This window comes from Exiguobacterium sp. SH0S7, from assembly GCF_004337195.1.
Taxonomy (GTDB): Bacteria; Bacillota; Bacilli; order Exiguobacteriales; family Exiguobacteriaceae; genus Exiguobacterium; species Exiguobacterium aurantiacum_A.
Genome location: NZ_SJVA01000002.1, coordinates 175,724 through 191,703 on the forward strand (window position 1 = coordinate 175,724; position 15,980 = coordinate 191,703).

Consider the following 15,980-nt stretch of genomic DNA (forward strand, 5'->3'; position numbering starts at 1 on the left):
GTCACATTCCTACTTTCTGTCTGTTTTCGTTGACGAGTGTCATAAAGCGGTCGAATAGGTCGTTGGCGTCATATGGTCCTGGCGCCGCTTCCGGATGATATTGCACCGAGAACGTCGGATGATGTAAATGTTTGATGCCTTCGATCGTCCCGTCGTTGACGGCGCGATGCGTCACGATGAGCGGCGTCTCAAGGAGCGACGTCTCGTCGACGGCGTAGCCGTGGTTTTGTGACGTGATCGTCACAGCACCGGTCTCAAGTTCGAGGACAGGATGATTGGCACCACGATGTCCGAACGGAAGCTTGAACGTGTTGGCACCGCTCGCGAGAGCAATCAACTGATGGCCGAGACAGATCCCGAACATCGGGAGTTTTGGCATGAGTGCTTCGATCAGCGGGAGCGCCGTCGGGACGTCTTTCGGGTCGCCTGGTCCGTTCGAGAGCATGACCCCGTCCGGCTCATAGCGCATCACTTCTTCAGCCGTCACGTCGTGCGGCAAGACGACGACTTCACAGTCGCGCTTCAACAATTCGCGCATGATCCCGAGTTTGGCCCCGAAATCGATGAGGGCGATCCGGCGGCCGCTCCCGGTGCTGACGTAAGCCCGTTTCGTCGAGACACGTGCCACTTGATCGGTCGGGAAGCTCGCTTCAAAGCGCATCGAAACGTCTGCCCACGTCGACTCACCGTCGATCAACACGCCGCGCATGACGCCGCGTGAACGAAGGTGACGCGTCAACATGCGCGTATCGACACCTTCTAGACCTGGTATCCCGAAGCGTTCGAGCGTCTCCGGCAACGTCGCCGTCGAGCGGAAGTTCGACGGCAGATCACACGCTTCTTTGACGATGAGCGCTTTTGCCATCGGGACGGTCGTCTCAAAGTCTTCACGGTTGACGCCATAATTTCCGATGAGTGGATTCGTCAACACGATGAGCTGGTCACAATAAGACGGGTCCGATAAAATCTCTTGGTAGCCGGTCATTCCTGTTTGAAAGACGACTTCCCCGATCGTCTCGGCGTTCGCGCCGAACGCCTTGCCTACAAATGCTGTCCCGTCTTCAAGCCATAATGTTCGTTTCATCGAATCTCCCCTTATATACGATTTCTCCGGCCGCGATCGTCACGACCGGCCAACCTGTGAGTCTTTTCCCAGCGAACGGTGTGTTCTTCCCTTTTGACGCGAACGTCGTCGGGTCGACCGGACGCACCGTCTCCGTATCGATCAGCGCGAGGTCCGCCGCCCGGCCGACCTCAATCACGCCGTAAGGCAGACCGAACACCTCGCTCGGTCGTCTCGTCATCCAGTCGATGAGCGCCGCCTCTTCCATTTGTCCCGTTTTGACGAACGTCGTGTAAAGGAGCGGGAACGCCGTCTCGAATCCGGTGATGCCGAACGGGGCGCGCTCCATCCCTTGTGCTTTCTCTTCAGCCGTATGCGGGGCGTGATCGGTCGCAATCAAATCGATCGTCCCGTCGAACAGCCCTTCTAAGAGCGCCGCGCGGTCGTCTTGGCTCCGCAGCGGCGGATTCATCTTAAAGTTCGGATCTAACCCCGGGATGTCGTCTTCCGATAAGACGAGGTGGTGCGGTGTCACTTCCGCCGTGACGTGGATCCCGGCCCGTTTGGCGTCACGGATGACGCGGACCGATTGACGTGACGACACGTGACAGACGTGATAGTGACAGCCTGTCTCTTCGGCGATCAACACGTCACGGGCGATATGGATGCTCTCGGCGAGACTCGGGATACCTTGGATGCCGTGCGTCTCACTAAACATCCCTTCATGGACGGAACCGGCCTTGAGCGTATTGTCTTCGCAATGGGCCACGACCGCTTTCCCAAGCCGTTTCGCTTCCCGCATCGCTTGACGCATCATCGCCGCCGACTGCACGCCGACCCCGTCGTCTGTGAACGCGAACGCGTCCGCAAGTGACGGCATATCGACTTGTTCGACACCGAGCTGCCGTTTCGTGATCGCCGCATACGGGAGCACGCGGACGCTGGCGTCACGCTCGATCCGAGCGAGCAAGTCATCGAGCGTCGCCCGGTCGTCCGGGACCGGTCGTGTGTTCGGCATCGCGCAAATCGTCGTGAATCCTCCGGCCGCAGCCGCAGCGGTCCCGGTCTTGATTGTCTCTTTCGCCTCGCCACCCGGCTCGCGTAAATGGACGTGGACGTCGACGAGACCTGGGATCAACAGCTTCCCATTTGCGTCAATCACTTCGTGTCCTTCGGTCGTCCCGTCGTAATCGACCGAACGGATCGTGCCGCCCTCAATCAACAGATTGCTCGTCCGTTTCGTCTTCCCGTCATACCATGTTGCGTGTTGAATAATCATTGTTGTCCCCCTAATGCTCGATTTAAGATGGCCATCCGTGCGTAAACGCCGTTCTTCATCTGTGGAAAGATGCGCGATGACGGATGTTCGATCAAACTGCCGGCGATCTCGACGTCCCGGTTGACCGGGGCCGGATGCATGATGATGGCGCCTTGTTTCATCCGCTCGACCCGCTCGACCGTCAAGCCGTAGCGCGCATGATAGTCTTCTTTAGAAAAGATGTCGCCCATAATGTGGCGCTCGTGCTGAACGCGGAGCAACATGACGACGTCGCAGTCCGGTAAGATGTCGTCAAGGTCGCGGTGCGAAAGCCCCATCGAACCATCCCACCACGATTCCGGGCTACAACCGACGACATTCGCCCCGAGCCGTTTCAACACGCCTGCGTTCGAGCGGGCGACCCGACTATGGACGAGATCGCCGCAGATGGCGATATTCAAGCCTTCGAACGTCTTGAACTCTTCATAAATCGTGACGAGGTCGAGCAGCGACTGTGACGGGTGTTCCCCGCTCCCGTCCCCGCCGTTTAATACTGGGATCGTCAGCTTCTCGACGAGCTCATGGTAGTATCCCGCTTCAGGATGGCGGATGACGAGCGTGTCGACCCCGATCGCTTCAAGCGTCTTGCACGTGTCGTATAACGTCTCACCTTTCGTCACCGACGACGTCGCCACGTCGAACGGGATCTCTTGGATGTTCAAGTGCCGCTCGGCCATTTGAAACGAGTTTTTCGTCCGCGTCGAATTTTCGAAGAACAAGTTCGCGACCGTCTTCCCGTCAAACAGCGGCGGCATGTCCCCTTGTTTGTAGCGGAGTGACTCTTCGATCATCCCCATGATCTCTTCGAGGGTGAGCGTGTCTAAGCTGACAAAATGGTTCGGTTGTTGTTTGATCAAATTCATGTTCGTCTCCTCCTTTTGTTTGGAGGCAAAGAGAAAAGGCGTCTCTTCACCTACGTGAAGGGACGCCTTCATTTGGGTAGACTGCACCCAAATAAACGAGCCTTCACTTTGCCGACCTCACGGGATCGAATTAAAAGTTACTTGCCTGTTTCGTTTCTTCAGTTGTATCGACCGAAGCCGGTTCGACTTCTTCTTTCGGTAACACCGCGTTCAAAAGAATACCGACGACCGTCGCGAGCGCCATCCCTTGGACCGGGAAGCTGCCGAGTTGGACCATCGCCCCACCGAGTCCGACGACGAGAATGACCGAGGCGATGATGAGGTTGCGTTTCTCGGCAAGGTCGACGTTGCTGTCGACCATCGTCCGCAGTCCGTTCGAGGCGATGACACCGAACAAGAGGATCGAGATACCGCCTTTGACCGGGTTCGGGATTGTCGAGATGAACGCCTCGACGTGACCGAGGAAGCCGAAGCTGATGGCCATGAGCGCTGCTCCGGCGATGACGTAGACGCTGTACACTCTCGTGATCGCCATGACGCCGTTGTTTTCACCGTACGTCGTACACGGCGGTCCACCGAGCGCTGAGGCGATAGCTTTGCCGACACCGTCGCCGAGGAGCGTCCGGTGCAGGCCTGGATCTTTCATCGTCTCGCGTCCGATGATTTTCGACGTGACCATTTGGTCGCCGATGTGCTCCGTCATCGTGACGAGCGCGACCGGGACGATGGCGAGGAGTGCCCCGACTTGCCACATCGGCATGTAGTCGACGAACACCATCGTGAAGTCAGGCAGTTGGAACAGGCTCGCTTGACCGATCGCCGAGTAGTCGATGATGCCGAACATGGCGGCGATGGCGTATCCGCCGACGATGCCGAACAAGATCGGAACCGCGCCCCAGACTCCTTTTAACTTTGTCATCGCGAGGATCGTGATGCCGAGCGTGAGCAGGGCGACCGTGATGAACGTGCCGTTATACGCTCCGTCGCGGTTCATCGACATGTCGATGGCGACCGGTGCGAGCGATAAGCCGATGACCATGATGACCGGACCGACGACGATCGGCGGCAACAGTCGTAACAGCCAACCGACGCCCGTCTTAAAGATGATGAGCGACACGACACCGTAGACCGAACCGGCGATAATACCGCCGAACAGTGCGGCTTCGACGCCCCATTGCTGGCTGACCGCGATGATCGGTGCGATGTAGGCAAAACTTGACCCGAGATACGTCGGGACTTTGAATTGGGTGATGACTAGGAATGAGAGCGTGGCCACACCGGAAGCGACGAGGGCGACGGACGTGTTCAGTCCGGTCAAAATCGGGACTAAGATCGTCGCTCCGAACATGGCGAAGACGTGTTGCAAGCTGAAGAGCAGCCATTGTGGCAAGTGAGCGGGACGCTCGTGGATGTTGAGGATGGGTTGTTTCATAAATAGTTCTCCTTCCTGGCCTCTCTGGACCACCTTAAAGGTTTTGGATTTAATGCTGTTGGATGTACACTTCGTCTGTCGTGTCGACTTCACTGAGTCGGACCACGACTTGTTCTGTTTTCGATGTCGGGACGTTTTTCCCGACAAAGTCTGGGCGAATCGGCAACTCTCGGTGCCCCCGGTCGATCAAGACGGCGAGTTGGATGTAATCCGGCCGGCCGTGGTCGACGAGTGCGTCCATCGCGGCCCGGACCGTCCGTCCCGTGTACAAGACGTCATCGACGAGGACGACCGTCTTGCCATTGATATCGTGCGGGAGTTCGGTCGCTTTCACTTCTGGGTCGAGCGACTTTTTCGATAGGTCGTCCCGGTAGAGCGTGATGTCTAAGTTACCGAGCGCGATCGGTTTTCCTTCGATTTCTTCGATGCGATGGGCGAGTCGGTCGCCGAGCGTCTCACCGCGCGTTTTGATCCCGACGAGGACGACGTTGTCCGTCCCTTTGTTGCGTTCAATGATCTCATGGGCGATTCGCGTCAAGGCGCGTCGGATCGCGGCTTCGTCTAGTATGGTCGAGCGTTTCATATGATTCCTCCTCTCGTAATCTATAAAAAAAGAAGACTTCCTTATCCGGCTGGAAAGGAAGTCTTCACGAAGGCAAACGAGTGCCGTATATGATAGACGGTTGTGGCCGCGGCCACGATCCTTTCACAGCCTCTCTGGACTGGGTTTAAAGGTGTTATGCTTTCTAGACTATAAATCTGAATCGGTTGAAAGTCAACGTGTTTTCTCGATTTTGTCCAATTTTGCGAGCTCTGCCTCGAAGTCGGTCGGGAGTGCCGCCTCGAACTCGAGCCATTCGTTCGTCCGCGGATGATGGAAGCCGAGCGTGGCTGCATGGAGCGCTTGCCCGTTCAAATCGATTGTCCGACGCGGTCCGTATTTCGGGTCTCCGGCAAGCGGATGGCCAATATAGCGCATATGGACACGGATTTGATGCGTCCGTCCTGTCTCGAGCTTGCACTCGACGAGCGTGAAGTCTTTATAGCGCTCGAGCAGACGGAAGTGTGTCACCGCTTCTTTCGCATTCTTGTCTGTCACCGTCATGCGCTGACGATCGTTCGTGTCGCGCCCGATCGGCGCCTCGATCGATCCGAGCTCATGGACGAGCTCGCCGTGGACGAGGGCGACGTATTCGCGTTTGATCGTTCTGTCTTTCAACTGTTGCGCGAGTGACTCGTGCGCCATATCGTTTTTCGCGACCATGAGCAGTCCCGTCGTATCTTTATCGATGCGATGGACGATACCTGGACGCTTCACACCATTGATGCCTGAGAGGTCGTCACAGTGATATAACAGCGCGTTGACGAGCGTTCCAGACGTATGACCGGCCGCAGGGTGCACGACCATGCCACGTGCTTTGTTGACGACGATGACATCCTCGTCCTCGAACACGACGTCGAGCGGAATATCTTCGGGGAGGACTTGGAGTTCGACGGCTTCTGGCACCGTCACGACGACTTCGTCCCCTTCTTGCAGTTTATAGTTCGGCTTCACGACTTGACCGTTGACGAGCAAGTCCCCCGCCTTAATCCAGTCTTGGATTTGCGAACGTGACCAGTCACTTCGTTCGCTCATCCATTTATCGATCCGTGCCTTTTCTTCGGCGACAAATGTGTAAGTTTCCATTACGATTGTCCCCTTTCTTTGTTTAATTTTTCTTCGAACAAGACGCCGATGATCATAAAGATGACCCCGAACGTGAGTGCCATATCGGCGACGTTAAAAATCGGGAAGTTGTAGCCGAACGGGTACGTGTCGACGAAGTCGACGACCTCGCCCCGGAACAGACGATCGATAAAGTTGCCGATCGCTCCGGCGAGCAGTAAGCCGACACTGTAGCCGAGCAGTTTGAACCCGTTCACTTCTTTATGCAAGAAGTAGATCAGACCGACGACGACGATGGCGGTGACGACGAAGAAGAACACCATCTGTCCCTCGAGCATGCCCCAGGCCGCGCCTCTGTTGCGGTACGATGTCAAATAGAGCCATCCTGGAATCAATTCGATCGATTGACCGATCGTCATCGTCTGGACGACGATCCATTTCGTCACTTGGTCGAGCAAAATGAGAACGACTGCTAATCCGTAATAACGTTTCATCAAATTCTCCTTTCAAGTCATAAGAAACCGGAGTGGACTGTGCGCCACTCCGGTCCGGCTCATGCGATGACTTCTGTACAGCGCGGGCAAAGTTCTGGATGATCTGCGTTCTGACCAAGTTCGGTCGAATACGTCCAACAGCGGGCACAAGCGGCACCGTCTGCTTTCGCGACGCTGATCTTCGCCGTCGCGTAGTCGACGTCGGCCGTATCGACGTAGTCGAGTTGTGACACTTGCAGGAGTTGACGAACGTTATCGATCGTATCGAGCAGCGCTTTCGTCTCACCCTTCGGTGCGACTTGAAGTTTTGCTTCGAGCGGTTTCCCGATCAACTTCTCGCCGCGGGCGATCTCGATCGCTTTCAAGACGTCGTCGCGGAACGTGAGGAATTTCGACCATTTCGCGAGTAATTCCGTCTCTGCTTCCGTGAGCGGCGCCACTTCTTCAAGGTCCGACAAGAAGACGCTATCCGCCGTCTTGGCCGGGATTTCTTGCCAAACTTCGTCCGCCGTATGCGGGAGGATCGGGGCAAGCAGCTTCGTCAACGTGATGACCGCATCATACATGACCGTCTGAACGGCACGGCGACGCGCATCGTTTTCACGTTCGATGTAGAGGATGTCTTTCGTGAAGTCGAGATAGAACGACGACAATTCGTTGACACAGAAGTTGTGGCTCATGTGGTAAACAGCCATAAAGTCGAACGTATCGTACGCTTTGACGACTTTCGTCTGAAGTTGTTTCAGCTTCGTCGCCATGAAGCGGTCGGCTTCCGGCATATCTTCGAACGCGACGCGCATCGACGGATCGAACCCGTTCAAGTTACCGAGCAAGAAGCGTAACGTGTTACGGATCTTCCGGTATACTTCTGACACTTGTTTAAAGTTGTCATGCGAGGCGCGGACGTCTGACTGATAGTCCACAGACGCGACCCAAAGACGTACGATTTCAGCACCGTACTGTTTCACGAGGTCGTTCGGTGCAATCGTGTTGCCGAGCGATTTCGACATCTTCCGGCCGTCGCCGTCAAGGACGAAGCCGTGACTGAGGACGTTGCGATACGGTGCTTTGCCGGTCGTCGCGACTGCAGTCGACAGTGACGAGTTGAACCAACCACGGTATTGGTCCGAACCTTCTAGGTACAGGTCGGCCGGACGGCGCAAGTTGTCGCGCTGTTCGAGCACGCCTGCGTGTGACGAACCTGAATCGAACCAGACGTCCATGATGTCGACTTCTTTACGGAACTCGCCGTTTGGACTGTTCGGATGTGTGAAGCCGGATGGCAACAAGTCTTTCGCCTCGCGCTCGTACCAGACGTTTGATCCGTGCTCATGGAACAAGTTGGCGATATGGTCGATCGTTTCGTTCGTGATGATTTCCGTTCCGTCTTCTGCGTAGAAAATCGGGATCGGCACACCCCATGCCCGCTGACGGCTGATGACCCAGTCGCCACGGTCACGGACCATGTTGAACAGGCGCGTCATGCCCCATTCCGGTACCCAGTTTACTTCTTCGATTTCACGCAACATGTCGCTGCGGAAGTCTTTGATCGAAGCGAACCATTGCGGTGTCGCCCGGAAGATGACCGGCTTTTTCGTACGCCAGTCGTGCGGGTACGAGTGCTTGATGAATTTGAGCTTCAACAAGTTGCCATTTGCTTCGAGCTTCATGCCGATCTCTTTGTTCGCATCTTCATAGAACAGTCCTTCAAAGCCTGGTGCTTCGTCCGTCATATACCCACGGTCGTCGACCGGGCACAACACGTCAAGTCCGTACGCTTGGCCGACACGGTAGTCGTCTTCCCCGTGGCCAGGTGCGATATGGACGCAGCCTGTCGCTTCAGCCGTGACGTGGTCGCCAAGGATGAGGAGTGACGTCCGGTCGTAAAGCGGGTGCTGTACCGTCATGTGTTCGAACTCGCGTCCGTTCCAAGACCCGCTCACTGAGTACTCATCCCAGCCGAGTGCTGTCGTCACTTCTTCGACGAGCGTCTCGGCAACGATATACCCTTTGCCATCGTGTTCGATCCGTGTGTATGTCAGCTCATCGCTGACAGCGATCCCGAGGTTGGCCGGAATCGTCCACGGTGTCGTCGTCCAGATGACGAAATGGTCGGTCGTCCCGAGGACGCCTTTGCCATCGACGACTTGGAATGCCACATAGATGGCTGGTGATTTTTTGTCATAGTACTCGATTTCAGCCTCAGCGAGTGCCGATTCAGAAGACGGTGACCAATAGACCGGTTTTTTCCCTTTATAGATGTATCCTTTTTCAGCCATCGTGCCGAACAGGCGGATTTGCGCCGCTTCATATTCAGGCTGGAGCGTGATGTATGGATTGTCAAAGTCAGCGAGCAGTCCGAGACGCTTGAACTGTTCACGTTGTGAGTTCACTTGCTCCATCGCGTAAGCGGCACATTTTTCGCGGAACTCGGCGACAGTCATCTCTTTACGGTTGACGCCTGCTTTTTGAAGCGCGTTTTCGATCGGGAGACCGTGTGTGTCCCAACCTGGGATCATCGGTGATTGATAGCCGTTCAACGACTTGAAACGGACGATGATGTCTTTTAACACTTTGTTGAGTGCATGGCCCATATGGATGTCACCGTTGGCGTACGGAGGTCCGTCATGTAGAATGTATTGCGGCTTTCCTGCATTCTTTTCTTGAACGCGGTTGTACAAGTCCATCTGCTCCCAAGCCTCGTGCATTGCTGGCTCGCGCTTCGGCAAATTTCCACGCATCGCGAATTCTGTATCAGGCATCAATAATGTGTCTTTGTAGTTCATTGAAACTCCTCCTGCATCTTTTTTGAAAAACAAAAAAAACCCGCCCCCAAATAGGGACGAGTTCATCGACTCGCGGTACCACCCTACTAATCTCAAGTAGACCTTGAGACCGCTCTCGGTAACCGATAACGAGGTCAAGCGGTCACGCTTACTCAGTTCAGCATGACACTCATAGGGGATACCAAATAAAGTCTTTCTCTTAGGCTTGCACCTTCCCTAAGTCGCTTCGTAGGTGTGACTTTATTGACGTGTCCTAATCAACGTATTGTTTATTATCCGTGATGTTTGTTTGGTGTGACTTCGTCGTCATTATACGCAAGTTCACTCGTATCGTCAAGAACCGTCTGGACAGGCGGCTCTCCGACAATCGTGTCCCATTCGGTACTATTTAGAAGTTCCATCTGTGCGTCGACGAGAACACGGAACCGGGTCCGGTACAGTTCGACTTTTTTCAACATTTGAATGACTTCACGCTCGGCCATCTGCTCTTTACGCGACGCTTCCTCTTCTCGGGCGAGCGCTTCGCGTTCAGCCTGCTTCAAGATGAGGCTGGCTTCTTTGGCCGCATTGGTCTTGACTTCTTCTGCCGCCTCTTGTGCGACGATAATCGATTTATTCAACGTGTCTTCCATCGAGGAGAAGTAGTCAATACGGGCTTGCATATCGTTGACGAGTTCTTCGTACCTTCTATTTTCACGAATCAATAGCTCAAACTCTTTAATGATTTGATCTAAAAATTCATTGACCTCATCGATATCGTACCCGCGGAAACGAGTCGAGAACTCTTTGTTATGAATATCAATCGGTGTCAACGCCATTCGACTTTCCTCCTAAATTCAACGTATGATGCCATACTGGATTTTTATTTTCTCACGCTTTGTCGAGCCGAGGATTGCCATCAATTTGACACGACCGTAACCCCGGATTGAAACTAAATCGTCTGGTTCGAGTAAAAAGCTCGCGTCCGTGATCGCCTTATGATTGACTTTGCAGTCACCATGTTTGACGAGCGCCTGTGCTTTCTGGCGCGATAGACCGAGCACCTCGCTCACGACCGCGTCAAAGCGGAGTGAGGAGACGATGCCAAACTCGTCGCTCCATTTGACTTCTGGGACGGTCAAAATCGAAGCGGCCGGTACATCAGACAGCCGCACCCGGGCTTTGCCGACGCGATCCACGTTCATTTCGATGAATCCAGCCGCATCAGCCGTCGTCGCGAACTGAGCGATCCCGTCAGCGAGGACAACGTCGCCAAACTTTTGCCGTTTCAGGCCCGCGTTAAGAAGCGTGCCTGTCACTTGGCGGTGGGTCAAGTCGACAAACTTCGTCGGATAATCGATTTGAAGAATCTTGACTTCAAAGTCGTTCACGTCGAGTTCATAGTAGTCGGGCGTCAATAAAAGCCGTTTCCGCTCAGCTCCAGGGAAACCGCCGTCCTCGTAGATGGCGAGCCGTTTGCCAACGAGTTGCCTGACGATTTGTTGCTCACGTGGGTCTAAAAAATCCGTCAATTTAAACAAGTAGTTGTCCTCGACTTGTCGCACCCAGTCGAGCACTTGCTCGACAAACGGGCGTTCATTCGGTCGATAATGATCGAAGACGCTCATTTACAGACCGAAAATCGCTCGCACTCCTGCTTGCGCCATACGAAGCACGAACAGGGCGACGATTGGAGAAATGTCGAGCATACCGCCGATTGGCGGGATGATCCGACGGAACGGGTTAAGAAACGGCTCACACAAGTATGTCAAAATCTGTCCGAATTTTGATTCTCTCGCATTCGGGAACCACGATAATAAAATATAGGCAATCAAGACCCAACTATAATATCCAAGAAGCGTAACAATCGTATTGCCTAATGCAGGGATCGCATTTTCCATTCATTTACCACCCTTTACTGTTTAGTTCGTCCTCCGAAATCAAATTCGAAATCGATCCAGTCAATTCGATATTGTTCGGAGCACATAGAATCGTGTTATGTCCAATCGACGTCATCGTTCCTTCTAGGGCGTATACGACACCCGATAAGAAGTTTACAACTTGACGAGACTGCTCTTTCGACATGCGCTGAAGATTGACGATGACGGCACGATTTTCTTTCAACTGGTCGCCAATATCTTGTGCCTCGGCAAAGACGCGCGGTTCGGCAAGAACGACTTTCGAACGTTCTTTCTTCTTCGTGTTTAGCGCGACGAGATTGTTCGATGGTTTCGGACGCTCCTCGGTTTTGACGAGCGCATCAGTCGTCGGTTGAGTGTTCGTCTCTGCGACAGCATACTCTTCCCCTTCATACGCGTGATTCGGATCTTCCTCAAGTCCAAAGAAGTCTTTCATTTTGTTTTTGATTGACATAACGGATTCCTCCTTAGAATATATTATTGCACAAGTACGGTCCCAATACGAACAAACGATGCGCCTTCTTCGATTGCCAACTCGTAGTCGTTAGACATACCCATCGACAATTCGTTGCATGGTGCATGTTCGAAGCGATTTGCCGCGACGCGGTCGCGCAATTCGCGCAAAGCACGGAATGTTTCACGGATCACACCTTCATCTTCTGTGAACGGAGCCATCGTCATCAGTCCGATGACCCGAATATGGCGATACTGTCTACAGTTCTCGATGAACGGGATGACTTCCTCTTTTTCAAGCCCATGTTTTGACGTCTCGCCCGATACGTTCACTTGGACGAAACAATCGATGACACGGTCGGACCGTTTGTCAATCTCTTCGGCGAGCGATAATCGATCGAGCGAATGGATTGCGGCAACATGATCGATGACTTGTCTCACTTTGCGTGTCTGTAAACTACCGATAAAATGGAACTTGGCGTCCGACGGCATCGCATTGACTTTTTCGAGCAGGCCTTCCGGACGGTTCTCACCGAAATCACGGACCCCTTCTACGTAAAGCGCGTTCGCGACGTCGACACCGACCGACTTCGTGACCGCGATGAGCGTCACCGCTGTTTCAGATTGACGGTTCTCAATATTCTGTTTCACTTGTTTGACGTTATCAGCTATGCTCACAATTTCTTCTCCTTGACGAGGACGGCGGCAAATCGACGTTTGGCGTCTCCGTTCCGATACGAGAAAAAGTCTCGATCGGAAGCGGTCGACAAGTTCGACTGCGTGACGTCCATGTTTCTTTCGACAGCGAGTGTCTCATTGACTCGTTGCAATGATAGATTCGCATGACGTTCTGATTCGTTATACACCGAGGCCGCATACGCTTCGGGCGAGACGGCATTGACGGCATCTAGGACACGGCGATCGACTTCATAATGCTCGGCCGTGATGGCCGGTCCGACGTACATCTCGATGTCTTGTTCCGGAACCCCGAGCCGAGCGAATGCGTCCGCCATCGAAGACACGATGTTTCCGACCGTCCCTTTCCATCCGGCATGAGCCATGCCGATGATTCCGTGATCTTTCGCACAAAAGAACAACGGGACGCAATCGGCGAACACGAGAGCGAGTGGCAAATCGGTAGCGGTCGTGACGAGCCCGTCAGTCGCTTGAATCGCCTCATCGTATCGATAGGCGCCTTTGCCCTTGTCCGCTTCGTCGACGGTCGCGACACGCGTCCCGTGCACTTGATCGGCCCAAACCGAATCGCTGAGCGACAAGTTTGCTTCGGTGAAGAAACGTTCCCGGTTGGCAATGACTTGTTCCGCATCATCGCCGACGTGCAAACCGACATTGCCTTCATTGTGTCCATCCGTCCGAGTCGTCACGTAAGCCAGATAGCGATACGCTTCGGTTTCCCATGTATGTATGAGTTGCATACCAGTCTCCTTTTTTAGAAAAAGGGGGTGCCGAGAACGGCACCCCCTGTTGTTTAGTTACGGCGTTGTCTTACGAACGCTGGGATGTTGATCGTCTCGTCTGGGACGTCCCCACCATAGACTGGTCTATGGAAGTTCCCTTCTTCTTGTTGAGCGGGTTCAGTCGGTTTCGGTTGAACTTCTTTGTTCGCCTCAGGTTCCGCTTGTTTCTTCGGTTGCTGAAGGAACGGGTTCGTGCCTTGTGACTCTTCCGCAAACTCAGTCGCGATGACAGTGACGATGATCTCCTCGTTCAAGTTTTCGTTGATGACCGAACCAAAGATCAAGTTCACTTCTTCATCAGCTGCGCTTTGAACGATTTGAGCAGCCTCTGTTACTTCATACAGGCTGAGGCTGAGTCCGCCTGTAATGTTCATCAAGACACCTTTCGCGCCTTCGATCGAAGACTCGAGCAATGGAGATGAAATCGCCTTTTTCGCTGCTTCGATGGCACGGTTTTCACCAGTCGCCACACCGACACCCATGAGCGCCGATCCTTTTTCCGTCATGATCGTTTTCACGTCGGCGAAGTCAAGGTTGATCAAACCAGGGATGGCGATCAAGTCTGTAATCCCTTGGACACCTTGGCGAAGCACGTTATCCGCTTCGCGGAACGCTTCGATCATCGGCGTGTTCCGCTCGACGATTTCAAGTAACTTGTCATTCGGGATGACGATGAGTGTATCGACTTTTTCTTTGAACGCTTGGATTCCGTGTTGCGCATGCTGCATCCGTTTGCGTCCTTCGAACATGAACGGTTTCGTGACGACACCGACTGTGAGCGCTCCGATTTCTTTTGAAATCTCAGCGATGACTGGTGCAGCGCCCGTACCTGTTCCCCCACCCATACCGGCAGTGACGAAGACCATATCGGCACCGTCAAGTGCTTCGATCAATTGCTCACGGCTTTCTTCAGCCGCTTTCTTGCCGATATCCGGGTTCGCACCGGCACCAAGGCCGCGTGTCAATTTAGCGCCAAGCTGGAGCTTGACGTCCGCTTTCGACATATTGAGTGCTTGTGCGTCTGTATTGACCGCGATGAACTCGACACCTTGCACTCCGTGCTCGATCATTCGGTTGACGGCGTTTGAACCACCACCACCGACTCCAATTACTTTAATTTTTGCTACGGCGTCAATCGCCTCATCAAAGTACATCATTTCAGGTATCCCCCTACGTAATTTCCAATTGTTAACACATCATCAGCTTACACGCCAAATAATTTTTCCATTAAACGCCCGAATCCATTTTTAGATTCGCGCTCTGTTGTTTCAGGCTCGTCATCACGATCGATGTCGCGTTCTGTCCCGCCAGTTGGTGTCGGAACAGTCACACGCTCGTCTGGCTTCTCAAGTTGCGACTTCGAGACATGATGGTCGCTCATGAGCACATACTTGAGAACACCGACAGCCGTCGCGTATTTCGGATGTCTGACACCAATCGACGAAGGTTGGTAGAGTCTTGTCTTTTGACCCATGACGCGCGTCGCCAATTCCTGGATGCCAGGCAAGGCAGCCGCTCCGCCACAGAGGAGATAACCTCCGCTGAGCGGTGGAACACCTACCTTTTGCACTCTATTCAACACGAGTGTGAACATTTCCTCTATTCGCGCCTCTAAAACGTAACTAATTTCTGCTTGTGGCTCGAATGCCACTTCCCCGTTAATATTCGTGAACGAGAATCCTTCAGAAGCGTCCGCCATTTCTTCGAGTGCGAGTCCGTATTCTTCTTTCGCCACTTTTGCGTCTTGGTACTTACAGTTGAGTTTATATACCAAGTCTCGCGTCATGTGGTCCCCACCGACTGGGAGGATATACGAGTAGACGAGATCACCGCGATAAAATACAGAGACGGTCGTCTTTTCATGTCCGATGTCGACGAGGCCGATTCCAAGGTCGATTTCATCGACGGAAGCAGCACTCATTCCAAGCGCCAAGTTACCGAGCACAAATCCTTCTAGCGTAAGACCTGCCCGTTCAATCGAACGACGGATGCTATGTAGGACCGTTTTTGAACCCGTTACCATTTTCCCGTGCATTTCTAACCGATAGCCGAGCATACCACGGGGATCGACGACCCCTGTCTGTTGGTCGACTGTGAATGACGACGGAATGACATCGATGACGCTCATCTCATCCGGCAAACGCATCACTTGCGCCGAATTGATGACTTCGATGACGTCGACATCCGTGATTTCTTGGTCTTCTCGTTTCACCGATGCGATTCCATGACACGGGGCAATTTGAATGTGTTCCCCTTCGATGGCAACATATACCGAACGAACTTGATCACCGAGCGCCGCTTCGGCATGTTCGACGGCTTGCTTAATGGCTTGAACCGTTTTATCGATGTCGACGACGGCGCCACGTTTTACTCCTGCAGACGGGGCGCACCCCTCCGCCAAAATGTTAAGCGTTCCTCCGAGCAATTCGCCCACGACGAGCTTAATTTCTGACGTTCCTATATCCAATGCGGCAACATAACCGTTCGCTTCCAAAAGGGAAACACCTCCGCGCTTAAATTTCTGTTTCT

16 protein-coding genes and 1 other annotated feature are annotated in these 15,980 nt (G+C 53.7%); all 16 genes read right to left on the bottom strand.

The genetic code is table 11. From position 1 onward, the window contains the following. Position 1: 1 nt before the first annotated feature. The 16 genes from EVJ22_RS04605 to ftsA all read right to left on the bottom strand — a co-directional run bounded on the left by EVJ22_RS04605 (position 2) and on the right by ftsA (position 15,918). Positions 2 to 1,084, bottom strand: coding sequence for a carbamoyl phosphate synthase small subunit (locus EVJ22_RS04605; protein ID WP_071399567.1), 1,083 nt, complete (start codon positions 1,082 to 1,084; stop codon positions 2 to 4). Continuing rightward, entirely contained in the window at positions 1,062 to 2,342 is a 1,281-nt protein-coding gene (locus EVJ22_RS04610) for a dihydroorotase (protein WP_071399566.1), read from the bottom strand. The genes EVJ22_RS04605 and EVJ22_RS04610 overlap by 23 nt, the downstream gene beginning before the upstream one ends. Next, complete coding sequence (locus EVJ22_RS04615; protein WP_131443387.1) at positions 2,339 to 3,244, bottom strand: aspartate carbamoyltransferase catalytic subunit; 906 nt, start codon at positions 3,242 to 3,244, stop codon at positions 2,339 to 2,341. The genes EVJ22_RS04610 and EVJ22_RS04615 overlap by 4 nt, the downstream gene beginning before the upstream one ends. Before the next feature lie 130 nt (positions 3,245 to 3,374). Next, positions 3,375 to 4,676 (bottom strand): uracil-xanthine permease family protein, encoded by a 1,302-nt coding sequence (locus tag EVJ22_RS04620; RefSeq protein ID WP_071399564.1) that lies wholly within the window; start codon positions 4,674 to 4,676, stop codon positions 3,375 to 3,377. Positions 4,677 to 4,725: 49 nt separating this feature from the next. Beyond that, positions 4,726 to 5,259 (bottom strand): bifunctional pyr operon transcriptional regulator/uracil phosphoribosyltransferase PyrR, encoded by a 534-nt coding sequence (gene pyrR, locus EVJ22_RS04625; protein WP_071399563.1) that lies wholly within the window; start codon positions 5,257 to 5,259, stop codon positions 4,726 to 4,728. Between the two features lie 192 nt (positions 5,260 to 5,451). After that, positions 5,452 to 6,363 (bottom strand): RluA family pseudouridine synthase, encoded by a 912-nt coding sequence (locus EVJ22_RS04630; RefSeq protein ID WP_071399562.1) that lies wholly within the window; start codon positions 6,361 to 6,363, stop codon positions 5,452 to 5,454. After that, positions 6,363 to 6,836: a signal peptidase II gene (gene lspA / locus EVJ22_RS04635; protein ID WP_131443389.1), complete on the bottom strand. Its 474-nt coding sequence runs from the start codon at positions 6,834 to 6,836 to the stop codon at positions 6,363 to 6,365. Before lspA ends, EVJ22_RS04630 begins: the two co-directional genes overlap by 1 nt. Positions 6,837 to 6,895: 59 nt before the next feature. After that, positions 6,896 to 9,622, bottom strand: coding sequence for an isoleucine--tRNA ligase (gene ileS, locus EVJ22_RS04640; protein WP_131443391.1), 2,727 nt, complete (start codon positions 9,620 to 9,622; stop codon positions 6,896 to 6,898). 49 nt (positions 9,623 to 9,671) lie between these two features. Further along, positions 9,672 to 9,892, bottom strand: a binding site (T-box leader). Between the two features lie 2 nt (positions 9,893 to 9,894). Beyond that, positions 9,895 to 10,440, bottom strand: coding sequence for a DivIVA domain-containing protein (locus EVJ22_RS04645; protein WP_016509011.1), 546 nt, complete (start codon positions 10,438 to 10,440; stop codon positions 9,895 to 9,897). Positions 10,441 to 10,458: 18 nt separating this feature from the next. Next, positions 10,459 to 11,229 carry a YlmH family RNA-binding protein gene (locus tag EVJ22_RS04650; protein ID WP_131443393.1) on the bottom strand — a complete coding sequence of 257 codons (771 nt, stop codon included), beginning with the start codon at positions 11,227 to 11,229 and terminating at the stop codon, positions 10,459 to 10,461. After that, the gene (locus tag EVJ22_RS04655; protein WP_070327552.1) at positions 11,230 to 11,502 is read right to left on the bottom strand and encodes a YggT family protein; all 273 of its coding nucleotides are present in this window, start codon (positions 11,500 to 11,502) and stop codon (positions 11,230 to 11,232) included. A 4-nt stretch (positions 11,503 to 11,506) separates the two neighbouring features. Then, entirely contained in the window at positions 11,507 to 11,974 is a 468-nt protein-coding gene (locus tag EVJ22_RS04660) for a cell division protein SepF (protein WP_070327553.1), read from the bottom strand. A gap of 23 nt (positions 11,975 to 11,997) precedes the next feature. Further along, the gene (locus EVJ22_RS04665) at positions 11,998 to 12,651 is read right to left on the bottom strand and encodes a YggS family pyridoxal phosphate-dependent enzyme (protein WP_131443395.1); all 654 of its coding nucleotides are present in this window, start codon (positions 12,649 to 12,651) and stop codon (positions 11,998 to 12,000) included. Further along, complete coding sequence (gene pgeF / locus EVJ22_RS04670) at positions 12,648 to 13,409, bottom strand: peptidoglycan editing factor PgeF (protein WP_071399559.1); 762 nt, start codon at positions 13,407 to 13,409, stop codon at positions 12,648 to 12,650. Before pgeF ends, EVJ22_RS04665 begins: the two co-directional genes overlap by 4 nt. A 53-nt stretch (positions 13,410 to 13,462) precedes the next feature. Continuing rightward, the gene (ftsZ, locus tag EVJ22_RS04675) at positions 13,463 to 14,608 is read right to left on the bottom strand and encodes a cell division protein FtsZ (RefSeq protein ID WP_070327556.1); all 1,146 of its coding nucleotides are present in this window, start codon (positions 14,606 to 14,608) and stop codon (positions 13,463 to 13,465) included. 47 nt (positions 14,609 to 14,655) lie between these two features. Next, complete coding sequence (gene ftsA, locus EVJ22_RS04680; protein ID WP_233589600.1) at positions 14,656 to 15,918, bottom strand: cell division protein FtsA; 1,263 nt, start codon at positions 15,916 to 15,918, stop codon at positions 14,656 to 14,658. Positions 15,919 to 15,980: the final 62 nt, after the last annotated feature.